Origin of the sequence: Pseudomonas sp. GM80 (assembly GCF_000282515.1) — a bacterium.
Classification (GTDB): Bacteria; Pseudomonadota; Gammaproteobacteria; order Pseudomonadales; family Pseudomonadaceae; genus Aquipseudomonas.
In genome coordinates, this window is the sequence record NZ_AKJD01000043.1 from 73,154 (window position 1) to 96,662 (window position 23,509).

At 53.3% G+C, this 23,509-nt stretch carries 19 protein-coding genes; 8 read left to right on the top strand and 11 right to left on the bottom strand.

Going from position 1 to position 23,509, the window contains the following annotated elements:
• Positions 1-98: 98 nt before the first annotated feature.
• Positions 99-1,721: an SIR2 family NAD-dependent protein deacylase gene (locus PMI37_RS05800; protein WP_045123002.1), complete on the top strand. Its 1,623-nt coding sequence runs from the start codon at positions 99-101 to the stop codon at positions 1,719-1,721.
• A gap of 121 nt (positions 1,722-1,842) precedes the next feature.
• Here PMI37_RS05800 and PMI37_RS05805 read toward each other — a convergent pair whose 3' ends face one another.
• On the bottom strand, positions 1,843-2,184 hold the full coding sequence (locus PMI37_RS05805) for a carboxymuconolactone decarboxylase family protein (protein WP_008078985.1): 342 nt from the start codon (positions 2,182-2,184) through the stop codon (positions 1,843-1,845).
• A 110-nt stretch (positions 2,185-2,294) separates the two neighbouring features.
• Between PMI37_RS05805 and PMI37_RS05810 the strand changes: the two genes are divergently transcribed.
• Positions 2,295-3,200, top strand: a complete 906-nt coding sequence (locus PMI37_RS05810; RefSeq protein WP_008078986.1) for an AraC family transcriptional regulator — start codon at positions 2,295-2,297, stop codon at positions 3,198-3,200.
• 727 nt (positions 3,201-3,927) lie between these two features.
• Here the strand turns inward: PMI37_RS05810 and PMI37_RS30900 are convergent.
• From PMI37_RS30900 to PMI37_RS05845, 7 genes are all read right to left on the bottom strand, one after another.
• Positions 3,928-4,524 (bottom strand): hypothetical protein, encoded by a 597-nt coding sequence (locus tag PMI37_RS30900; protein WP_008078987.1) that lies wholly within the window; start codon positions 4,522-4,524, stop codon positions 3,928-3,930.
• Positions 4,525-4,860: 336 nt separating this feature from the next.
• Complete coding sequence (locus tag PMI37_RS05820) at positions 4,861-5,691, bottom strand: alpha/beta fold hydrolase (protein ID WP_008078988.1); 831 nt, start codon at positions 5,689-5,691, stop codon at positions 4,861-4,863.
• Between the two features lie 576 nt (positions 5,692-6,267).
• Positions 6,268-7,482 carry a phospholipase D-like domain-containing protein gene (locus PMI37_RS05825; RefSeq protein ID WP_008078989.1) on the bottom strand — a complete coding sequence of 405 codons (1,215 nt, stop codon included), beginning with the start codon at positions 7,480-7,482 and terminating at the stop codon, positions 6,268-6,270.
• A gap of 406 nt (positions 7,483-7,888) precedes the next feature.
• Entirely contained in the window at positions 7,889-8,317 is a 429-nt protein-coding gene (locus PMI37_RS05830; protein WP_008078990.1) for an RrF2 family transcriptional regulator, read from the bottom strand.
• A gap of 120 nt (positions 8,318-8,437) precedes the next feature.
• A complete protein-coding gene (locus tag PMI37_RS05835; RefSeq protein ID WP_008078991.1) occupies positions 8,438-9,943 on the bottom strand; it encodes an efflux transporter outer membrane subunit in 1,506 nt (501 codons plus the stop codon).
• A gap of 1 nt (position 9,944) precedes the next feature.
• Positions 9,945-13,130, bottom strand: a complete 3,186-nt coding sequence (locus PMI37_RS05840) for an efflux RND transporter permease subunit (protein WP_008078992.1) — start codon at positions 13,128-13,130, stop codon at positions 9,945-9,947.
• A gap of 6 nt (positions 13,131-13,136) precedes the next feature.
• Positions 13,137-14,369, bottom strand: a complete 1,233-nt coding sequence (locus tag PMI37_RS05845; RefSeq protein ID WP_008078993.1) for an efflux RND transporter periplasmic adaptor subunit — start codon at positions 14,367-14,369, stop codon at positions 13,137-13,139.
• A 519-nt stretch (positions 14,370-14,888) separates the two neighbouring features.
• Here PMI37_RS05845 and PMI37_RS05850 point away from each other — a divergent pair.
• Positions 14,889-15,176 carry a LysR family transcriptional regulator gene (locus tag PMI37_RS05850; RefSeq protein WP_008078994.1) on the top strand — a complete coding sequence of 96 codons (288 nt, stop codon included), beginning with the start codon at positions 14,889-14,891 and terminating at the stop codon, positions 15,174-15,176.
• Between the two features lie 171 nt (positions 15,177-15,347).
• Positions 15,348-16,559, top strand: coding sequence for a YeeE/YedE family protein (locus PMI37_RS05855; protein ID WP_008078995.1), 1,212 nt, complete (start codon positions 15,348-15,350; stop codon positions 16,557-16,559).
• 219 nt (positions 16,560-16,778) lie between these two features.
• On the opposite strand, the gene ahr is transcribed toward PMI37_RS05855, so the two are convergent.
• The gene (ahr, locus tag PMI37_RS05860; protein ID WP_008078996.1) at positions 16,779-17,810 is read right to left on the bottom strand and encodes an NADPH-dependent aldehyde reductase Ahr; all 1,032 of its coding nucleotides are present in this window, start codon (positions 17,808-17,810) and stop codon (positions 16,779-16,781) included.
• A 376-nt stretch (positions 17,811-18,186) separates the two neighbouring features.
• Between ahr and PMI37_RS05865 the strand changes: the two genes are divergently transcribed.
• Together PMI37_RS05865 and PMI37_RS05870 are read left to right on the top strand one after the other, a co-directional pair.
• Entirely contained in the window at positions 18,187-19,191 is a 1,005-nt protein-coding gene (locus PMI37_RS05865) for a GTPase family protein (protein ID WP_157173072.1), read from the top strand.
• Between the two features lie 15 nt (positions 19,192-19,206).
• A complete protein-coding gene (locus tag PMI37_RS05870) occupies positions 19,207-19,911 on the top strand; it encodes a GTPase family protein (protein WP_008078998.1) in 705 nt (234 codons plus the stop codon).
• 80 nt (positions 19,912-19,991) lie between these two features.
• Here the strand turns inward: PMI37_RS05870 and PMI37_RS05875 are convergent, their stop codons facing one another.
• Complete coding sequence (locus tag PMI37_RS05875; RefSeq protein ID WP_045123003.1) at positions 19,992-20,366, bottom strand: hypothetical protein; 375 nt, start codon at positions 20,364-20,366, stop codon at positions 19,992-19,994.
• A 126-nt stretch (positions 20,367-20,492) separates the two neighbouring features.
• Entirely contained in the window at positions 20,493-21,407 is a 915-nt protein-coding gene (locus tag PMI37_RS05880; protein ID WP_008079000.1) for a LysR family transcriptional regulator, read from the bottom strand.
• A gap of 328 nt (positions 21,408-21,735) precedes the next feature.
• Between PMI37_RS05880 and PMI37_RS05885 the strand changes: the two genes are divergently transcribed.
• Together PMI37_RS05885 and PMI37_RS05890 are read left to right on the top strand one after the other, a co-directional pair.
• Positions 21,736-22,614, top strand: coding sequence for an NmrA family NAD(P)-binding protein (locus tag PMI37_RS05885; RefSeq protein ID WP_008079001.1), 879 nt, complete (start codon positions 21,736-21,738; stop codon positions 22,612-22,614).
• A gap of 76 nt (positions 22,615-22,690) precedes the next feature.
• The gene (locus PMI37_RS05890; RefSeq protein ID WP_008079002.1) at positions 22,691-23,434 is read left to right on the top strand and encodes an SDR family NAD(P)-dependent oxidoreductase; all 744 of its coding nucleotides are present in this window, start codon (positions 22,691-22,693) and stop codon (positions 23,432-23,434) included.
• The last annotated feature ends 75 nt before the right edge of the window (positions 23,435-23,509 follow it).

Consider the following 23,509-nt stretch of genomic DNA (forward strand, 5'->3'; position numbering starts at 1 on the left):
CATACTTTTTATCCGAACTGAAACGGTTTAACGGAAGCGAAAAATCTATTTTGCGCGCCACATTCTGTTAATTGACGTTTTCCACTGGGGGCGCAAGGATGGCCACGAAGTACCTACAGTTTTTCCCGAAGCCGGTTCTAGACGATCTCGTCTCCGGCCGTTGGCTACCCATTGTAGGGGCCGGGATGTCGTTGAACGCGCATGTGCCTTCCGGCGCGCGGCCCCCACTTTGGGGGGAGCTTGGAAAAATTCTAGAGTCGGATCTCGCGGACTTCAGCTCTACGGGACCGCTTGATGCAATTTCTGCCTATGAGCATGAATTTGGTCGGGCCCGACTGATGGATCGGTTGTCAGAGGTATTACTGCTGCACGAGGCGCAGCCGGGTGAGGCACATCGCAGCTTCTGTTCTATACCGTTCGATATCGTGTGCACCACGAATTTTGATTTTCTTTTGGAACATCAGTATCGATTGGAGCCTCGGGTCGTGTATCCGATTTTGGAGGAAGAGCAACTGTCGCTTAACGCTTCAAAGGCGGGGACCGTTCTTTTAAAGCTGCATGGCGATCTGCATCACCCAAATAGGATGGTGGTCACAGAATCTGACTACGACGGCTTCTTGGCAAATTACCCACTTTTCGCAACATACCTCTCAAATCTACTGATCACGAAAACAGCCGTATTGATTGGCTACAGCCTGGAGGATCCTGACTTTCGCCAGATGTGGCACGTTGTATCCCAGCGCTTGGGACGCATGCGCAGAATGGCTTACACGATCGTCGTAGGAGCCAAGCCGTCCGATGTTGCTAGGTTTGAGCGGCGCGGCGTTAAGGTGATAAATCTTCCGGGGACTCGGGAGCGATATGGTGCCGTATTAGCCGACGCATTTGCCGAGCTGCGAGAGCTTGTCATGGAGAAGGTGATCAGCGTCAGCAAAGTCACAGAAGAAAAGCCGCTCAGAGAGCTTTCGCTGCCTAGAAGCGCAGCAACACGCCTCTGTTTTTTTTCCGTCCAGCTGGACTTGTTACCTTTTTACCGTGAGCGTGTATTTCCTGCGGTAGAAGCCATCGGACTTGTGCCTGTCACTGCGGATGACGTGGTGGCGCCCGGTGACAACATCAGCGCAAAAATCGAAGCACTGATCGATCGCGCCGTAGTCATGGTTATAGAGCTGTCATCGTCATGGACCTTTGCCGAGCTGCGGATGGCACTGGCGCGGCGCAAAAGCAAAGACTCCAAACCATTCACATTGATCCTGGTTGTCAAAGACTATCAACAGATTCCAGCAGACGCTGCCGGGTTGCAGGTACTTCTTCGTCAAGAATCATGGCTAGGCGATTCGGATGAGTTTGTAGATCAGTTGATTCAGGGTTTGCGACGCATCTCTCCTGATGGAGAGCATTCCAGAGGATCAGAAGCGCGGAGATTATTGGAGGCTAAGGAATATAGAGCGGCCGTAATTGCGGCGATGACGCACCTCGAAGCGATGCTGAGGGAGCGAATGCAAAAAAATGCATGGTCCGACGTTCGAAGGCCCATGAGCTTGAAAAATTTGGTCGACCAAGCTGCTGAGCAAAGGCTGATTCCTATCAGTTCAACATCTGAAATCATGAGCTGGGCCCATACGCGCAACGATGTTGTCCATACCCAGGCGCCGGTGACGCCGAAGGTAGCTAAAGCCATCGTGTCAGGGGTTGAGAGGGTAATTCGGGAAGGCGAATAGGAAGCGCTTGGCGATGTGCGCTCTCCACTGGATTGGTGGTTTAAAGCGCGGATAGCACAACATTTAGAGGTAAAAATTCAGGCACATTCGATGTGCCTGAATTAGTGTAAGTGGCGGAATATCATTTCTTCAGCGCGTCGTGAGCTTCCAGTGCTCTCAATGAATAAACGTAGGCAGCGCCAGCATTCAGTGAAATGGCAGTCGCCAGGGCGGCAGCGATTTCTTCACGACTTGCGCCGGCTTTGATCGCCGCGTCCGTGTGAGATGCGATACAGCCGTCACAACGAGTAGTAATGGAAACGGCGAGTGAAATCAGCTCACGGGTTTTTGCATCGAGGACGTTGTTTTCCGCGGATGCTTCTCCAAGAGCCATATAAGCCTTGACCATCTTGGGGTTGGTCTTGCTGAGAGCACCAAAGGCTTTTTGAACGGTAGGCAGCAATTCGGACCAGTTATTGAACATAGCGTTAACTCCCGTACAGGTTAGGTGTAATGTTTCGACAGGGATATTTTTGCTTTTTCTGAGGAGGTGGTTTTGTTCGATCCGCTCAGCTTTTTCAGCGATAAGCTCAAATGAATTCCATCGACAAACTGATCTCACTGGCCAACGTGCGAGGCAGCCTGGATATACGTTGCCAGTTCCAAGGTGATTGGGCGCTAGACCATCAGCAAGAAACTCTGGGGGTGGCGCCATATCACATAGTCCTGGCGGGAGAGTGTCGGGTCGAATTTCCAGACGGGCAGCGATTGCCAATGCGCGCGGGCGACATTTTGTTGCTGCCGTCTGGAGCTGCCCACGTAATTCACAGCCCCGGCAAAACGGTCGAATCAACCAAGCCGCAGGTCATTACAGGTGGTGTGTTGCCGGTACATCGTATCGGTGGAGCCAGCCCCGACCTGGATTTACTATGCGGAAGCTTCCACTACAACAGAGCTTCACTGCTGTTCTCCGCGTTGCCGGCGTATCTGGTGATCCCAAGTGGAGCTTTGCCCGCTAATGGCCCTATAACGGCGCTCGTGGCACTACTGCGTACAGAAGCCAATGATGAGCAGGCGGGAGCGAAGATGATGCTCAACGCGCTTTCGCAGGCTCTATTTACTTTGATACTGCGCGCGCATTTAGCAACTCAAGGCCAGGACAGCGGCACGCTTGCATTACTCGCGGATAAAAGACTGAGCAAAGCCTGGCAAGCGATGCTTGCAGACCCGGCCTTTGAGTGGACCATCGACAGCCTTGCTGAGGTCGCGAGCATGTCCAGGGCCAGTTTTACTCGATCCTTTGTGAGGGTGGCCGGCGCATCGCCTTGGGTCCTGCTAACGCAAGTTCGTATGGAGCAGGCTTTCAGTCTGCTGAATCATTCACACTTGGGACTTAGCGATATTGCCGCGGCGGTGGGATATCAGTCCCAAGCTGCATTTAGCAAAAAATTCAAGGAGGTGTTCGGAGAGGCGCCGGGGAGGGTTCGCAAGGGAATCTGATCTGATAATTTTTTGCGACCCTGCATGTAGTCAGAATAGGGAGCAAATTGTCTGGTTGGTGAAGGGGGCATGACGAGAATGCAGGTGCACTCCATTGTCTCTGTTTTTGAGAGGCATTCGTTGGGGTGACTGCCACAACATCTGGCAGTCGGATCTGGCCAATCTTTGGCTGAGAGCAGGATCAATTACGTGGGTTCTCCGAACGATGAAGTTCTAAGCCTCGTCAGATGGAGTTGATTGGCGGCCCAGGGAAGGCTCGGAGAGATCGAGGCGGGATGGGAAATTGGCGTCTGTGGCGATGGAGCCATACAGAGCAGAGCCTACCCAGACGGGCTTCAAAAAAATGGATCTGAGAACGCTTTATTTGTTTTCAAAAACACTTCAAAAGCATACCCGACGCTTCGCTGTCGGAAGTAGACCAAGAGGGAGGCTGGGTTGACCTCAGGGGCATTGTATTAAGAGTATAGAAATGATGTCAAGTGAAATATGATTAGCTGGCATGATTTATGCTAAAGAAAAAATTGTTAATTAATTCAGAGGTCATTCAGCTTTCAAGATTAAGCGATCGCTCTCGGGATTTTTGTGAATTTCGAGATTATGTGTGCGTCACGGCATAGCCGTTGGACATCCTCGTATCGACTGTTCGTACAGCTTGTTGTTATCAATTTCGCTCCGATCCGAGGCAGAAAAAATGGGCCTCCTGCCCGGATCGAAGCGATCAATCAGCTCAGGCGAGTTCAGCCTTGGCCATCGCAATTTTCGCCCTGACCACCTGTTGCTCGATTTTCGCTTGTTCCTTCGTCAGCTCCGCAACCTTCTTATCGATTGAAGCCTGCTCTTCAGGAGTCATTTTCTCATATTCCTCCTTGCTGACGCCGGTCAGTTGCTCCCTGGCCTTTTCCGCATCAGATTGGTTCATGTAATCCATAAAATTTTCTGTAGCGGACTTTTCAGCTGATGCGGAGTTTTGATAAGGGCTCAAACTCAGGTGATCGTCTGAATTTTCCAGAATTTTATCGTCAGCTATGGTCTCCTTACTATTATCCATATTGATAATTTTTGTGGTCGCTTGAGGACTAACTTCGCCCTCGATCGTATTAGATGTAGCTAATTTTAGATTGACCATCATCTTGGCGAACGCTTCATCGAAGTTCTGGTTGCTGTCGGAGCCAGAACTAGTTGATGTCTCGCTTTTGCTGGACAAAGCTTGGGAGGGAAGGGCTGGCGCTGTTGAGCTGAACAGTGATGCCTCTTTTGCAGCATCCGTATTCACTACGGGCTTATGCCACGTTGCGAGTGGAATCTCGCGGCTACCAATGATCATGTTTCATTCCTTTTGTTGGGGTACCAGAACACTCTAGCAATTACAGTGCCATCTGCGTTTGTTGAGTTAGCATGCCCGTTTTATAAGTGCTTTTGAAAAGTGCTTAGAGTTCTGGAAGGCACGTTTTAACCCTTGAAGGAATAAAGCGGCAAAGTTTGGCCGCTAACATCGGTATACTATCAATGCGATCAATAGATAGATCGTTCGCCGCGTACTGCCCGGGATTAGCGACTGAGGAGTACTACAACATCGGTATCTGATTTTTCCTCTGTTCTCTATGAGTATCAGCAAATGTAGATGCCGCGACGGCACGAAGCTACCGTCACGGCGCTGAGGTCAGCTGCGGATGAATGCCAGCAAATCAGCGTTGATCTGATCGGCGTTGATCGTAGGCATCCCGTGAGGAAAGCCCGGATAGGTTTTGAGCGTGGGATGCTTTAGCAATTTGGCTGAAAGCGGCGCAGAGTCGGCGAACGGCACGATTTGATCATCCTCTCCATGCATGACTAACGTCGGAACCTGAATGGCTTTCAGATCCTCCGTGAAGTCGGTTTCTGAGAATGCCTTGATGCAGTCGTAATGAGCTTTTGCACCACCCATCATTCCTTGTCTCCACCAATTATCGATTACGCCTTGGAGGACCTTGGCGCCAGGTCGATTAAATCCGTAGAAAGGTCCTGAGGGTACATCCTTATAAAACTGGGCACGGTTGGCGACCAATGCTGTTCTCAATCCATCGAATACCTCCAGCGGCAAGCCGCCAGGGTTCTTTTCCGACTTCACCATAATTGGCGGGACCGCGCTGATGAGTACTGCTTTTGCCACGCGTCCAGGTTTAGCCCGGGCTGCATACCTTGCCACTTCACCACCACCGGTCGAATGCCCCACATGGATCGCACCTTTGAGGTCTAGCGCATCAGTCAGTTCGATAACGTCGGCGGTATAGGTATCCATTTCGTTGCCTGACCAGGTTTGTGTCGATCGCCCGTGGCCACGCCGGTCGTGCGCGATCACGCGATAGCCTTTGAGCAAAAAGAACATCATTTGTCCGTCCCAATCGTCCGCACTCAATGGCCAGCCATGATGGAATACTATCGGAGTAGCATTCTTTGGACCCCAATCCTTGTAGAAAATCTGGGTTCCATCTTTTGTCGTAATCGAGTTCATGGCGTTTGCCTCAGCGTGTTCGGGTTTCTGTTGAGATGTAGGCGACTTCTCAGCGGCGTACGTCAACAGAGAAACGCTTGAGAGCGGCACAAGCAAACCTACGGCCAGTACTGCTGAACTTCCCAATACTGCCCGACGCTGGAGATCTATTTCGTGATTGGAGTCTTTCATTGGCGTTCTCTTCGATCATTCAGGTTGCTCGAAGGTTGGAATCTCGAAGCTAATGAGGTTCCACCGATTGATTTCATCTCACCTTTGTCGCTAACAACAGCAGTCAAGGGGAGAGCCAGATTGGCGACAATCATCCGTTTTCCCCTGTGCTGTACCACCTGAGTGCTACAGGAATCCTTACGGGGAACCTCTGGATCGATCACCAGAAAATCACCCAAACGCGTTCTGATTGGCCCATTCCATCAACCTTTATGTTTGCATGTGCAATATCAGGCTGGCTGGAGGCCGAAAATTTAGATTAGTTGAGCGACGTTTAGTCCGCTAGAAATCCCTGATGAGGAATTTCGCGTATGGGGTGTAAGGCGGGACCCTCTCACCATGTCTCGGAAAGAGGTTACGAATGGGTCAATCGTCGTTGCTTTCTTCAGGTAGATCACGCCAGTACAAATAATTGAACAACGCATCCAGCTCAGTGAAATTTGCCAGGGCCAAAGCATCCCTCACATGGCCGGCATGCTGACAATAACGAGCATAGGTCAGGCCATTCACGTTCGTTTTGAAGGGTTGGAGTGGGTAGTCAAGAATTCCCGCCATCCTCATTCCGAAGATTGCGTTCTGGTTCATTACTGGAAAGCGCTTGTTATCGAGAGCGTGCAATATTTCAGTCAGCAGGTTTATACCCGCGCCAGTGATAAGTCTGAAATGGTCGCGGAGCAGTTCAAAGGCATCTTCCGCGGGCAATTCAGGATGGGCGATGATGTCATCTACCGCGGCCACGAATCTGCCTGAAGCATCCGAAATGCGGTTTTTGTGTCGGTGCAGGCCACCTGAATGGAAGAGGGCGATGAGCGATTCGTACTGCGTCTGGAAGGCCCGCCTATCTAGCCCTCGGAATTGGACGGGATTACGTAGCATCCTCCTCGCGTCTTTTCTGTTTCTGTCACGTAGAAGTTGTTGAGATTCAAAGCACTGATCCGTTCGATCTTGCTTCATTAGCTCAAGGATGTGGCGTAGCAAAGCCAGATCCTGAGGAGCCTGAGCGAGATTTTGAGCGCGTCTCTTTGCGACTCTCCGATATCCATCATGGATTACGAATTCGGCGGAGTATTCATCGATCCGCTTTTTGGTTGCGGGTATTAACTCGTTATCTGCCACCATCTCATCAAAGTGCTGACGAATCGATTTTGTCATCTCACCATCCTGGTCAGCTATCAGGGTTGACGCTTCGTAGTTCCCGTAGAAACCTCCATGGGTGAGGTTCGCTGATCCGACTAAAACTGAGTATTCACTGCCGCGCTGAAACGCGTAAATTTTGGGATGGAATGCAGAATCTGAATTACTTAAATAGAGTTCAAGCTCATATTTTCGTGTCAGCTTGAGCAGTTCGGCCAACACCGACGGTTCCGTGATGTGGAAATCCAAACCAATAGCCATCTTAGCGGTTAGCCCTTTCTTCAGCGCATCGGTCAACAGGTCTTTGATGAGCTTGTAAGCAGATTTTTTCGCGAACGCGACCATGCAGATGAGGTGATCCGCTTCGAGCATCAGTCGCTCTATGACATCTCCGTGACCACTCTCGACTTCATTAAGCACCAACTGAACAGCCTTTCCCTTCATCATATTTCTGCACTCCATGCCATATCTGGCATTGGACGTTCCAAGGTTGGGGGATCCCGCACGACTAAACTGGCGATCGCTACAGTAGAGAAATCAGCAAGGTAATCCAAATGGATCTGGTTTGTTTAACCCGTTTTGCTGTGAGATTGGCAGACTAAGAATTGCTTGGAGATGCGTGCAGATTGAAGCCTTGCATAAGGTGTCTCAGTAGGCAGATAAGGTTGCTGAGCTTCCTCCATGCAGCGCAAATGCCACTGGAATTCGCGTCCAATTGCTTTGAGCTAAAGCGTGACTCTCGATGAGCATTTTTTTAGTCAGCTGGATTACTTTGCTAAGGAAGGGGCGGGCACAGGTAATTCAATTCTTGATAGCAATGGTGAACTGATAGCGTGTTGGCTTACAGATATACCTAGGCATCTGCCAGCGAAACGCTAGGCATCAGATCGCGAAGCGTCAACATCTCAAGCTTTTCCTCCACACCCGCCTGCGCCACCTTTAGCACATCATCCATGCGTGTTTTCATGTTGACGCTAACTTCGCAAGCGTCCTCAACAGGGTAGCTGTGAAGCGAAAACACGGGAGAAGCCTCACTCGCGCGATAAATTTCCAGCAAAGTAATTTGCTCCGCTGGCCGTGCAAGCGTGCAAGCGCCGGTAGCTCCACGCGTGGTATTGAGTAGACCGGCTTTCCCTAGTTTTGCGACCGTTTTTCTGACAAAAGTCGGGTGGGCGCAAACGCTCATGGCCAGCTCTTTAGATGTGGCCTGCCCGCGAGGGCAATATGCGAGCACGGACAGAATATGGCACGCGACCGCAAATTGAACGTTACTGACTGACATAATTTGGCCTGCTTTGAGCGAGCTTTAATCTTACTCAAAATTGGATGTTTGTGCTGAGGAGGACCGGAACAGTTCCTTACGTCGATGGGCGCCGTTCACGATCCCTCAATGGCTTTTGGGTCAACGGATGACTAGTGGTGCCGCCATCGGCTGATCAACCTGCTTGGGGTTAGGCTGAACATCCCAACCACCGCCGAGTGCGCGAATCAGCGCTACAGTCGTAACTGCGCGGCTGCCCCGCAGCTGAACTGCACTGCGTTCAACAGTGGTCAGATTTCGTTGGGCTTCAAGCAAGTCCAGATAGCCGGTGCGACCAGCGTCATAAAGCATCTGAGCCAGTTGCTCTGAACGCCTTGCCGACACTACTGCGTCATCTGTCTGTTTCGCCTGATTCGCCAGGATACGTAGGCCTGCCAGGTTATCTTCAACTTCCGCGAACGCCACCAGAACTTGCTGGCGATATGTAGCCACAGACTCTTCCAATGCAGCTTCGCTACGGGTGACGTTGTTTTTGTTTCTGCCGCCATCAATGATCGGCATCGACATTAATGCCCCTAGCACCCACGAGCGACTGCTCCAGTTGAATACATCAGCGAGGCTTGTTCCTAGGCCACCTCCCGCCGCACTGATGTTGAGAGCCGGGAACATTGCAGCTCGTGCCACGCCGATGCGAGCGTTTGACGCTTCCATAGTGCGTTGCGCAATGGTGATGTCAGGACGACGTTGCAGGAGCGTCGATGGCATGCCTGCGGGGATTTGCGGCAGCGACGCAATGTCATTCAGTGGCTTGGGACTGGCAGAAAAGCTCGACGCTGGCTTGCCTAGTAGGACCGCGAGCGCATGTTCGTTGGTAGACCGTTGCTCTTGTAGTGCTATCGCCTCAGCACGCGAAGTCGACAGTTCCGTATTCGCACGTGAGAGGTCGAATTCGCCGATGTCGCCCAGGTCATAACGGCGCTGCGTTACGTGTACGCTTTGCTCACGCAGTCGGACTGTTTCATTCAGCGTTGCCAATTCGGCGTCGGTCTCACGAAGCCTGAAATACGTCTGTGCCACGTCCGCCTGCAACGACAGAAGCACCGAGCGATATGTTGCTTCGCTTGCGGCTGCGTCGGCATTGGCGGCGTCTACGTTAGATGAAACTCGCCCGAAGAGATCGACTTCATAACTGGCCGTCAGGTTGGCCTGATAGATCTTCTGCGGAGACACATCTGTTCCTGAGGGGAGACCTCTGGACAGTGGTGAAGCCTTATTGCGTTCTGCTCCAACATTCACACCGATTTGGGGAATGCGGTCTGCTTCAGCAATGCCGGCAATCGCTCGCGCCTGCTTCAGGCGAGCGGCTGCTTCGGCCAGGTTGTTGTTGTTCTTCGTCGCTTCAAGAATCAACGACGTCAACGTTGAATCATTGAAAGCCAGCCACCACTCACCCCGTGGTTGTCCTTCGGCCGCTTTGGCCGGTTGCCAGCGAGTACCGTCAGAAGCGGTTACAGGTGTGTCGGAAGCCTCTTTGAAGGCCTGGGGGACATCCATGTCCGGCTGCTTAAACTCAGGCGCCGAGCAGGCAGCTAACGCCAAAGCCAAGAACAACGCACTGGTCCTTTTGAGGAATATATTGGCGTTCATATTAGTGAGTCTCTTGCAAATCATGAATAGCAACCGACGGTGTTGTGGCCTTTTTGCGGTCCAAGAACTTAGCCAGTGAGCGCATCAGTACGTAAAAAACTGGAGTCAGGAACAATCCGAAGAAGGTCACGCCTAACATCCCGCCGAAAACAGCGACACCCATCGCGTGGCGCATTTCTGATCCAGGACCGTGGGAGAAAACCAACGGAAGCACACCCATGATGAAGGCAATGGATGTCATCAGGATCGGACGCAGACGCAGGCGGCAGGATTCCAACGCAGCCTCCACGATTGTGCGGCCCTGGTGTTCAAGTTCGCGGGCGAATTCGATGATAAGAATCGCGTTCTTTGAAGCCAATCCGACCAGCACGAACAGCGCGATCTGGGTGAAGACGTTGTTGTCCCCACCAGTCAGCTTGACGCCGAGCAGTGCGCACAAGATCGACAACGGAACGATCAGGATTACCGCCAGTGGCAGCGTCCAGCTTTCGTACTGCGCCGCGAGCACGAGGAACACCAGCAGCACACAGAGCGGGAACACAAAGAACATCGTGTTGCCGGCCAGAATGTCCTGGTAAGCAAGGTCGGTGAACTCGTAGGTGACGCCCTTAGGCAGCACTTCCTTGGCGATGCGTTCGATCGCTGCCTGCGCTTGACCCGATGAGTAGCCAGGAGCAGGGCCACCGTTCAGATCAGCCGAGACGTAGTCGTTATAACGTTGAACACGTTCCGGACCATAGGTGTTAGAGACGCGCATCAGCGACGACAACGGAATCATGTCGCCTTTGGTGCTGCGTACTTTCAGCTTTTTAAGATCGTCGACGTGCGAACGATACTGTTCATCGGCTTGGACGCGCACTTGGTAAGTGCGGTTGAAACGGTTGAAGTCGTTGACGTACACCGAGCCCAGGTTCACTTGCAGGGTCTGGTAGATCGTCGACAGGGGGACGTCCAATTGCTTGGCCTTGTCCCGATCGATATCGGCATACACCTGCGGTACGTTGATCTGGTAACCAGAGAACACACCGGCCAGTTCGGGTGCTTTGCGGGCTCTGGCTTGCAGTTCCAGGGTTGCCTTGTTCAGCGCGTCGTAACCTACGTTGCCACGGTCTTCGATCATCAGCTTGAAGCCGCCCAGAGTACCCAGGCCAGCTACCGGTGCCGGTGGGACAACCAGAATGAACGAGTCTTCAATCGAGCCCATGCGCTTGTTCAGTTCGACGGCGAGGGCGTTTGCACTCAGGTCTTTGGATTCGCGCTGGTCGAAGTCTTTCAAGTCACTGAATTGGATACCGGCACTCGACGACGCTGTGAAGTCGTTTACCGACAGACCCGGGAATTGCACGGCGTGGAGCACGCCTGGGGTAGCAGTGGCGATGGCGCCCATACGTTGAATGATGCCGTCAGTGCGGTCCAGCGATGCGCCGGTGGGCAGCTGTGCGATGCCAATCAGGTAACCCTTGTCTTGCAGCGGCACGAAACCGGCCGGCACGAGTTTGAACATCAGGCCTGCGCATGCGGCTAGCAGCACGTAGATCGCGATGGAACTGGTCTTGCGTTTCAACGTGCCTTTGACGCCGCGCTCGTAGCGTTCCGACGAGCGTCCAAAGAAGCGGTTGAAGGCGGCGAAGAAGCGGCCGAATAGCTTGTCCATCAGGCGCGTCAACGCGTCCTTCGGTGCGCCGTGGGCCTGTAGCAGGCTTGCGGCCAGCGCCGGTGCCAGGGTCAGCGAGCTAAACGCCGAGATCACGGTGGAGATGGCGATGGTCAGGGCAAACTGCCTATAGAACTCGCCGGACAAGCCGGGCACGAATGCGATGGGCACGAACACGGCGCACAACACCAGCGCAATGGCGATGATCGGACCACTCACTTCTTTCATGGCCTGGACTGTTGCGTCACGCGGGGACAAACCGCTGGCAATATTGCGTTCTACGTTCTCGACCACCACGATCGCATCATCGACCACGATCCCGATGGCCAACACCAGCCCGAACAATGAAAGTGTGTTGATCGAGAAGCCAAAGCCGAGCATCACTGCGAAGGTGCCGACGACCGAGACGGGCACCGCTAGCAACGGAATCAGCGAAGCGCGCCAAGATTGCAGGAACACGATTACGACCAGCACCACGAGGGCAATGGCTTCAAGCAGGGTATGGATTACCGCGTTAATTGAATCCTGCACGAAGCGGGTGGTGTCGTAGACGATGTTGTATTCAAGACCCGGCGGAAAATCGCCCTTCAATTGCTCCATGCGAGCGCGAACGTCGTTGGCCATCTGCAACGCGTTGGCGTTAGGGGCTTCGAAAATGACGATCGCGACCGCTGGTTGGTTATCGAGCCGGGCACGCAGGTTATACGCGTTGGCGCCCAACTCGACACGAGCGACATCACGTAGGCGGGTCAGGGCGCCATCGGCACCGGTGCGCACGATGATGTTGCCGAACTCTTCAGGCGTTTGCAGGCGGCCTTGGGTTTTCACCGACAGTTGGAAGTCACTGCCTTTGGAGGGCGACTGGCCGATTGTGCCGCCAGCCACTTGAACGTTCTGCTCGCGAATGGCGTCGGTGACATCAATGGTCGTCATGTCGCGGGCGGCGATCTTCACCGGGTCGAGCCAGATACGCATCGCGTAGTCGCCGGAACCGTTCAACTGCACCTGGCCGATACCGCCAATGCGGTCGAGCTGGTCTTTGATATTGATCGTGGCGTAGTTACGCAGGTATTGGTCGTCATAGCGACCATCGGGCGAGGTCAGGTGCACCACCATTGTCAGGCTCGGCGACGACTTGATGGTCGTCACGCCGATCTGGCGTACTTCTTCAGGCAGATGCGGCAGCGCACGCTGAACGCGGTTTTCCACGTCCGTTTCGGCTTGCGAAACATTGGTACCGATCTTGAAGGTGACCGTCAGCAGCAAGTTACCATCGGCCGTCGACTGTGACGACATGTACAGGATATTGTCGACGCCGTTGACTTCCTGCTCCAGTGGTGTGGCCACTGTTTCGGCAATGACTTTGGCGTCAGCACCAGGATATTGGGCCCGGATTTGCACGGACGGAGGGACCACGTTGGGATATTCCGCCACCGGCAACGTGAACAGGGCAATCAACCCAGCTACGAAGATGATGATGGACAAGACTGCCGCGAAGATCGGCTTGTCGATAAAAAATCTTGAGAACTTCATGAGTGTTTACCCCTTCGCTTTAGCGTCTGGTTTAGCGTCGGGATCTGTAGCAGCAACCGGGGCATCTGGGTCGAAATCCATCGATACCATATGCGGAGCCAATGGCGCGCCAGGCATAACACGCGGCAAACCGTTAACAACGACTTTGTCGCCGGTATTAAGGCCAGTGCGCACTACGCGCAAGCCGTCAATGACAGGACCCAGAGTGACCATGCGGTACTCGGCCTTGCCCTGACCGTCGACGACGAAGACGAATTTTCGGTCTTGGTCAGTGCTGACTGCGCGCTCGTTGATCAACAGCGTCTTCGTTGCATTGCCGCCGTCGGTGCCTCCGTGCAACTGGACACGAGCGAATAGCCCCGGCGCCAGTGTCTTGTCGGTATTAGTGAAGATTGCACGCATACGCACGCCGCCCGTCTGCGGGTCGAGTTGGTTGTCCACGAATTCGAGCTTACCTTCGTGTGGGAAACCCTTCTCGTTCGCCAAACCAACCTTGACTACGACGTCTTTGCCGTTCTGGTGGGCAGCAGCGACACGCAGGTAGGTGTCTTCGTCGCCGTCGAAGCTGGCGTAGATTTTGTCGACAGAAACGACTTTGGTAAGAACTGCGGACGTGTCGACTAGGTTGCCCAGCGTGATATCCGCTTTACCGACGCGGCCGTTGATCGGTGATGTCACGCGTGTGTAGCTCAAATTGAGCTTTGCATTTTCATACTGTGCTTCGGCTGCACGGGCGCTAGCGTCAAGCTCTTTAAAGTTCGAGGTGTCTTCATCCAGTTCGCGCTGGGCAATGGCTTTCTCTGCGAACAATTTCACCGAACGGTTTAGCTCGATCTTGGCCAATTCGACTTTGGCGCGTGCTGCGGCAGCAGCAGCCTCAGTCCGGTTAGCTTCAGCCTGGTATGGACGCTGATCGATCACGAACAGCACGTCACCTTTTTTAACGATCGTGCCTGGATCAATGTTGACACTGGTGATGAAGCCGTTGACGCGAGCGCGGATGTCAACACGCTCGATGGCTTCCATGCGACCGGAAAATTCCTGAGTCTCAATGACTGCCTTTTCGACAACAGTTGCCGCAGACACGACCGCACCGGGAGTAGCTGTGGCCGATTCCGCCGCCTTACCGTTAGCGCTGTCGCAGCCAGACAGATTTGCGGCCAGCAAGCCCGCCATTGCCATCGCCACAGCACCGACGATTGGACGGGTGTGGGTTTTCAAGTAATGAACAGTTTTCATAATTTTCTTTCGAAAGTGAGTTGATTGGCTAGGGGAGGCTGGCACTGCGCGCTCAGAAGCTAAGCGTCCCAAGGGCGCTGGCGGTAGCTGGCAGGAAAACGTCCGATCTAGGTTGCTGCTATGTGTGTGCTAACATTATAGTCATCATGCTTGAAATGCAATTGTAGAAATTGCAATTCGAGCAATTCGCACGAGATCGACAGTCCCACCGTGCGTTCGGAGTGCTAAAAATGGGCAGGGTCAATGTGGCTTATGACGAGAATTCGGACTTAACCGATGAGAAAGGCGCCGCTGAAATGAAGCTCTAGGCCGGGTGTGTTGGAGGGTTCGATGGGTGAGTCAGTAATGTCGCGGTCAGTTGAAGCGGCGTGCCGGTGGCGATTTCCGTGATTCGACGAGTGGCTAATGGCGAACATCGTCCTTTCCACATTCCTGAGACTCAGGTCACGCACAGAACCATGGCTATCTGTCTATTAGCGGAAGGAGAGCATCAATGAATTTCAAATTTTTGGCAGGGTAATGAAATTGGACGAGAAAGCTCTGAAGTCGGTCGACCTGAACCTGCTAAGGGTCTTCATGATGGTTTATAGCGAGATGAGTGTGTCTCGCGCCGCCGAGCAGTTAAATCTGGGGCAGCCAGCAGTGAGCAGCGCACTGGGTCGGCTGCGTAGGCGTTTCAATGATGTCTTGTTCGTTAAGAGTGGCAAGGGAGTTAGACCGACGATGAGGGCGGTTGAAATCGCTGAAGCTTTGCTTCCTGCGATCAATATCATCGACTCAGTGGTTGCTGAATACATAAAGGGGTAACGCTCTATCTCTAGGTAGAGCTGATTACTGCGGGCAATTTTTGGTAGGCCCCGGATCAGCACGTAATCACAGATGAAAAATCCGAACCTGCATCGAGAAGATGGGATGCCTGTATAGGTTTATGCTCGGCGTCTTCAAAATTAAACAGAATCAAACGAACTGAGATACCTCATGAACAATTCTCTCCCCATGACGACTGCGCCTAAGCCGCTCGCGCCGCTTGCGGCTTTTGCCTTCCTGATGTGCGGCGCCGCATTTTTACAAAACAACGTTGGCTTTCGTCAAATGCTGCTGCTGATAGTCGGTGCGGCGTTGGGTTTGACGCTATATCACGCAGCCTTTGGTTTCACATCCGCTTGGCGGGTATTCATCAAGGATCGGCGTGGCGCAGGTTTGCGTGCTCAAATGGTGATGCTGGCAGTCGCTGTAGTGCTGTTCTTTCCCGCGCTTGGTGCAGGCAGTTTGTTCGGTCAGCCTGTAGTCGGATTAGTAGCGCCTGCTGGGGTCTCGGTGGTTTTCGGCGCATTTATTTTCGGCATCGGAATGCAGTTGGGGGGAGGGTGCGCCTCAGGCACCTTATTCACCGTGGGTGGCGGCAATGCGCGAATGCTGGTGACCTTGTTCTTCTTCATTTGCGGTTCTTTGATCGCCACCCACCACGTTGACTGGTGGTTTTCGTTGCCTTCGTTTCCGGCGATTTCCATCGTCAAAAGTTTCGGTGTGGTCCCGGCGTTGTTAGCTAGTTTGGCCGTCTTTGGAATCATTGCGATTGTGACCGTCCGCTTGGAAAAGGGTCGACATGGGCAGCTCGAAGAAGGGGTGACTAGCGAGCACCGAGGTCTGCGCCGTTTCTTACGCGGACCGTGGCCTTTGGTATGGGGTGCGATTGGGCTGGCCTTGCTCAACTATGCCACTCTCGCTCTGGCCGGTCGGCCCTGGGGTATTACGTCGGCGTTTGCGCTGTGGGGCGCAAAGGTCGCCAATGGGCTGGGCGTTGATGTCGGCAGTTGGGTGTTTTGGCAGATTCCAGGTAATGCTAAAGCGTTGGCGTCGCCAGTTTGGGAGGACGTTACTAGTGTCATGGACGTTGGCATCATCCTGGGGGCGCTGTTGGCCGCTGGTTTGGCCGGTCGTTTCTCGCCTAGCCTGAAAATCCCAGCACGCTCATTGGTAGCGGCGGTGATCGGTGGGCTGTTGCTTGGCTATGGTTCGCGTCTGGCCTACGGCTGCAACATCGGCGCGTACTTCAGTGGAATTGCTTCGGGAAGCCTGCACGGCTGGGTCTGGTTGGTGGCTGCGTTTATCGGTAATAACGTGGGTGTGCGTCTGCGTCCATTTTTCTTCGCCGGCGAGCGCCCGCAATTGACGTTGAGCGGTTGCTGAAATTTCAACATGTAACGCAAGCGGCTGCGGTAACACGCCGCATTCCTTTGTCCCCGTGATCTTCGGTGCGGACAGCTTGGTGCTGCCAAACCTGTTAAGGGGCGCAGTTCCGTAGGCGGCAAGTCAGTAAACCGATCCAGCTGTAAGTAGCGCTAGGATAGTTGTGGGGACTTGAGCCGTTGGTGACGCCTTGTACGGCGTCACCAGGAGCATCCGTGGTCACTTATTTGCGTTCAGCACTACGCGGTAGCGCGCCTTGCCACTGCGTACGTGATCAATAGCCTCGTTGATCCTACTCATGGGAAATTGCTCCACCTGCGGAAGGATTTGGTGGCGTGCGCAAAACTCCAACATAGTCGCTGTAGTACTTGGTGACCCTACAGGGGAGCCTGACAGCGACTTCTGCTGGGGAATCAGATCAAATACGCTGACTGGAATAGCGCCAGGCACGATCCCGACAAAATGTAAGCGACCTTTGCCTCGTAAAGTGCCAAGCATTGCCGACCAGTCCAGGTCTGCATTGGCTGTAACCAAGAGAAAGTCCAACGTTCCCGCAATTGCCTTAAGCGAACCGGAATCGTTCGAGGCGACAACGTTATGAGCGCCCAAACGCTCTGCTTCATCCTGCTTACTTAAGGATGATGTGAAGGCTGTCACTTTGCAGCCCCATGCATTGAGAAACTGTAGGGCGAGGTGGCCAAGGCCGCCGATTCCTACCACGCCAACTCGGTCGGTGGGCTTGATATCAAATTGCACGAGTGGGTTGAACACCGTTGATCCTGCGCAGAAAAGGGGGCCTGCTGCGGCAGGATCCAAGGCTCTTGGTATTACTGAAGCCCACGCCCAGTGGGTCCGCAGGCGATCAGCGAAGCCTCCGTTGCTGCCAATTATCGTGGGTTTTACGGTGCCGCAGAGATGGTGCGAACCGGACATACAAGAAGAGCAGTGCATGCAACTGCCTTTGTACCAGCCAACGCCTACCAGTTGTCCCAATTCCAAGCCGCGCACCTGCGAACCCATGCGTACGATGCTGCCTACTACTTCGTGACCAGGGACGAAAGGGTAACTACTTGCGCCCCATTCATTATCGATCATCGACAAATCCGAGTGGCAAATGCCGCAATACTCCACGGCGATTTCTACTTCTTCGTCTCCTAATGGACCAGGGTCATAGCTATACCGCTCCAGCGGAGCGTTGGGCGCAGTCGCAGCCCAGCCGTTGAAAGCAGTAGGTTCGTTGTTCTCGCTCATTGGGATACCTCCAGATCAGGAGACAAAGGCTTGGGCGGCTCGACTGCCGCGGCAATGCCAGGGAGTTTTGCGTGTCATGTACCGCTAAGGCTGCACTCAAAATTTGATTTTGAACTGGAGCATCGATAATAGAAATAAGCCCATTAAAACCAAGCAGAGTGGACGCTTCTGCTTTGTCGCCGCTGAAGCCACTGAGACGCAGATGACTGCGTAACCATCGCCTCGGGCATGTGAGTGTAGCAGTAGGGTCGTAATGCAACCGAACGGCTCGATGCTCTCTGATAGTCGGTTCGTGAACCGTAGGCGTATGGAGTTAAAGCCGGGCGCCGCAGCGCCGATACAGCTTCATAACTCCCACAGCGGTATGGACACCATCATGATCGGCAAGCACTTTCTCGACGATTTGATCAGCGCTATTCAGAAGGACGCAACCTTGAGTGAAGACGCCAAGGCGTCTGTCTTTCGCAATTTCGCAAAACTCAAGGATACGAAGGTCAACATCTTGATCACGGGGGCGACTGGCTGCGGCAAGTCCTCAACGATCAATGCCTTGTTCAATACAGACAAGGCGAAGGTTGGCCAAGGAGTCGATCCTGAAACCATGGAGATCGCCAAGTACGAGTTCGACAATATTGTTTTGTTCGACTCGCCCGGTCTTGGAGATACGGAGGAAGCGGATAAACGTCACGCCAAACAAATCGTCGCCAAGCTCCACGAGACTAACCCGATCGGCGAACCTCTGATCGATCTGGTACTGGTGATTTTGGATGGTGGCAGCCGGGACTTGGGCACGTCCTTTGAATTGATCAACAAAATCATAATTCCAAATTTGGGAGAGGATAAAAGTCGATTGCTCGTAGCAATCAATCAAGCTGACATGGCTATGAAAGGCAAAAACTGGAATAGGGAACAGAACCGTCCAGATCCGGTTTTAACGCAGTTTTTGAACGAGAAGGTCGAGTCCACACAGCGCCGAATCAAGGAGGCAACCGGCGTGGATGTCGAGCCGATTTACTATGCAGCTGGATACAAAGATGGTGACGAAGCACAGAATCCTTTCAACCTTTCCAAGCTGCTTCTTCAAATTCTCTTACGCACAAGAGAGGAGAAACGAGCTGTATTTGCTCAAGATCTGAACGCTGATGCTGAGATGTGGAAGGACGATGACAAACAGGACGACTATCGCGGGAAAATCGAAAAAAATCTTTTGGAATCGCTGTTTGTCTCAGCTTCCAAAGGAGCCGATTTTGGCGGAAAAATCGGAAGTAGTATTGGCCGAGCAGTCGGAGGCGAGCGGGGACAGGCGGCGGGAGAAGCCTTAGGCAAAGTGCTTGGGGCCATTGGTGGTGCTATCGGCGGGCTGTTCAGCATTTTCTCCTAGGCGAGCAGCACAAAGATGAAGCGTTATCGATACGAAGACATTGAAAATGAAGTCAACGCCGCCGGACTTCTGTACCCACTGGATGTATTGCTAGTCGGCGGCACAGGTGCAGGCAAAACCTCCACGCTGAACGCGTTGCTCGGCGATACAGTGGCTAGGGTTGGGATAGGTGTTGAGCCAGAGACACAGCAGCTCTCTTCTTACGAACTGAACAAATATCTGCGTTTTCACGACTCTGCGGGTTTAGGTGATGGGGGAGAGGCTGATCATCGGCACCGGCAGGTTTTGTCGGAGATCCTACAACGGCGCATAACTGTTGGCCCCTCTAACATCCTTAGCGACAATGCCTCTTGTTATCTCATTGACCTAGCCTTGGTTGTCCTAGATGGGGGCTCCAGGGACTTAGGAACGGCTCTCCATTTGCTAGAGACCGTAATTTTGAAGTCGATAGAACCTGAAAGAGTAGCCATTGCAATCAATCAGGCTGACCTCGCTATGAAAGGACGGTATTGGAGCGAAGCGTATAAAACACCAGAAGCGGAGCTGAGGGAATTTCTCGATGAAAAAGCAGCCTCTGTGCAACGACGCATTTTTGAATCAGTGGGAGTGGAGGTTGCTACACCTGTATATTTCAGCGCCTTTCATCGCTATAACTTGAACACTCTTGTTGATCACATCATCGACCACATACCTGCCGAAAGACGAGCAGCCGGACAATGAGTAGGTTTTCATCTAGGCATGAGATGACTGGGTGGGCAACGGCACGACAGCCTCTCTGAGAAGATTCGCCCTATCGCTAATCAAGCATCTCTAGTTTTGGGCTCATGAAGATCTTTCCCGACCTCGCAAACTCCGCGAGTCGCATCATCAGTCAACTCAATGTGCCCGTCGGGAGAACGATAAGCCCCCATCAGGTTATTTTTTTCGACGGTAGCCACGTCAAGCGCCATCCGCCGGCTCCTTCCAAACTGTGACGCGATTTTTTCAATGGCATTACTGAATCTTTGAGAGGCTTCTTTTCGCTCACATTCCGTCATTGCAGCAGTACTTGACCGCCAGCTCGCTCTTACTGCGTCCATTCGCTTATGGTTAGCTGCCTTTCTCTCGACTAATTCGTCAAAGGTCAAATCCGATCCGGTATACGGTGCCCTGTTTTCATTGCTGGGCTCAGTCATTTTTTTCTCCTGGATTGCTGTGCTCGAAGGGCAGGGTAGAAGAGACGTTGATTGAATTCGATCTGATTCTCGGCCCGTATCTGATCACTATCCCCTGCATGGCCATTAGGGCTGCGTCACCTACGACTACTCCGGTGCTCCGAAATGCCGTGGATCGCTGCTCAGAACGGTCGAAAGAAAATCGACGAAAGCACGCGCGGCCATTCGTGTCGTTCGGCCCATAGGAAAATATGCATGCACGGGTAGCTCAGCCATTTTCCAATCTGGTAGCACCTGTATTAGAGCGCCACTTTCTAGTTCGAGGCGGGATGCCCAAGATGTCGTGGAGGTTATGCCAAGGCCGCCTGATGCCGCTGCCAACGCTCCAGCAGTATCGTTTGTGGATACCTGGGGGTGGAGATTGATGGATGTCTCTTCACCATCTCGAAAGAATTTCCATGACGATATATGCGAGCCAGCCGGGCCACCGACAACCCGATGATTTTCGATGTCGGCGGGATTAGCTGGCGTACCGTGGCGAGCGAGGTAGTCAGGCGAAGCGACAATGACGCGTCTCATGGTTCCAATTTGTCTTGCGGTGCCCGCAAGGTCCGGCAGACTGCCGACACGTATGCCCACATCGATAGCCTCCTTAACCATGTCCTGCCATTGATCCTCTAGCAACAGCTCAATGTGAAGCAGGGGATGGCGCTCTGTGAATGCCGCGAGTCTGGGGAGGACAACACGTATACCCATCGTTGACGGCATCCCGATGCGAAGCAGACCACTTAGCTCACCATTTTCCCGAACACTATTTTCGGCATCATCGAGTGCTGCAATGATCGGCTCAACGCGGGTCAAGAACTCGATACCAGCTTCGGTCAACGCCACTGCTCGGGTAGTGCGTGAAAGCAGCCTTGCGCCAAGACTCGCTTCTAGCTCTGCGATCATTCGAGATACCTGGGACTGAGCGAGTCCGCATTCACGAGCGGCTGCCGAGAAGCTTCCTAAGTGTGCGACCCGGGCGTACAGCTTCAATGAAGCAATGTCTTTCAGTGCCATGTTCTTTCCTGATCGGGGGGAGAGGCGCCAACCCCCTGAGGTTGCCGACAGAGCGAGTGCTTACCCCCCATAGATCGAGGGAATAATTACGTTGCTCCTTGAGAATTGAGGGGCTGCGAAGTGTTCATGTGAACAGGAGAAAGCGTGCTCTCCAGCTCTGATGATCATTCATGCTGATTTAGGATAAATCTTAGACTAATTCGATGGCTACCGGACGTTTTAGGAACAGCCCATATTTGATCCATCGGAGACGAAGCGCAAATGCACTTCCCCGAAATGATATGCGGCGCCATCCAGCCGTTAACCTTTATCTTTAGGATCTTATCTCATGTCCAAGAAAATTCTGATCACAGGTGCAACTGGCGACACAGGTCGCGCCGCAGTTCGTGAATCCATCGCTCTGGGTCTGGACGTACGCGCCATGGTCCACAAGCTGGACGAACGCTCCGACGCTCTGAAAGCACTGGGTGCAGAAGTAGTTGTTGGTGACCTGCTGGAGATCAACACCGTACGTGATGCCATGCAAGGTGTCGAAGCTGCTTACCTGGTTTGGCCGGTCCAACCTGGCCTGATCAACGCCACTGTGAACTTCGCCCAAGCGGCCAAGGAAACCGGCGTTAAGACGGTCATTAACCTCTCGCAGCGTTCGGCCAACCGTGAGTCGACTAGCGATTCGTGCCGCGACACTTTCATCGCTGAAGAGATTCTGAACTGGTCTGGCGTACCCGTGATTCACCTGCGCCCTACCTACTTCCTGGAATGGTTGCTCTACCCTTGGCAGCTTCCGTTCCTCCAGAACGGGATCCTGCGCATGCCAGTTGGTAAAGGTCGTCACTCGCCGATCGCTGCCGATGACCAAGGTCGCGCCATTGCCGCACTGCTGAAAAACCCAGAAGGTCATATCGGCACCACCATCGCGCTGTCTGGTCCGGTTGAAATGGATCATGAGCAAATGGCTGCTGAGTTGTCGGAAGCGCTGGGCCGCAAAATTGTTTTCCAAGATCTGCCAATCGAAGAGTACACCCAGTCGATCGCTGAAATGGGCGTACCTGCCTACATCGTTCAGCACTTGGGTGGTGCCATGTTGGATTACCACAACGGTCGCATGGCCGGTGCAGACAACAACGTAGAGAAGCTTACTGGTCGTCGCTCGATGACTGTTGGCGAATTCGCCCGCCTGCACGCTGACAAGCTCAACGGTAAGTGACATCAGGTACACCGGCTCGTGTAAAGCGAGCCGGTGTTCACTGCTCTTTCTCCCATCGAATTCTTAGGATATACCCATGAAAATTGCAGAATCTGTTGCGCTCGTTACTGGCGCCAACCGCGGCATCGGCCGTGTTTTTGTAGAAGAACTTCTCAAGCGCGGCGTAGCAAAAATCTATGTAGCTGCTCGTGATACTGCTTCGCTTTCCGACTTGCTGAAGAATGGCGACCGTCGCCTGGTTCCACTGCCTCTCGACGTAACCGATTTGGATCAAGTTGCAGCCGCGGCTAGTGTTGCAAACGACGTTACGCTGCTGATCAACAACGCAGGCTACGCTGCCTTTGACGGTGCTATCTCTGCACCGAATATGGACGACGCTCGTCTCGAAATGGAAGTGAACTACTTCGGCCCATTGGCGATGACTCGTGCTTTCGCACCAGTGCTGGCTAAGTCTGGCGGCGCTGTTCTCAACATGCTGTCCATGCTGTCGCTCATCAGTCTGCCGATGGCAGCTACTTACTCGGCATCCAAGGCTGCCGGCCTGTCGCTGAATCGCAGTCTTCGGGCGGAGCTGGGTGCGCAGGGTACGCAGGTAGTCGGTATCCTCGCTGTTCAAACTGAAACCGCAATGGGAGCCAAGCTTCCTGAGCCTCGCCTCAGCCCACTCGAAGTGGTCACTGATGCTCTGGACGCTATTGAAGCTGGTACCAACGACGAAGTCGTTGCAGGTGCCCAGTCTCGTGGTATTCACCAGGCATTTACTGCCGATCCCCAGAAAGTGCAGGGCATGATGTTGACTCGTTTGCCAAAGCGCGCTTGATGTAACCTTTCGCATTGGTTTGAACGGTACCCCGAAAGCCTCCTCTCAAAACCGAGAGGAGGCTTTTTGGTTTTA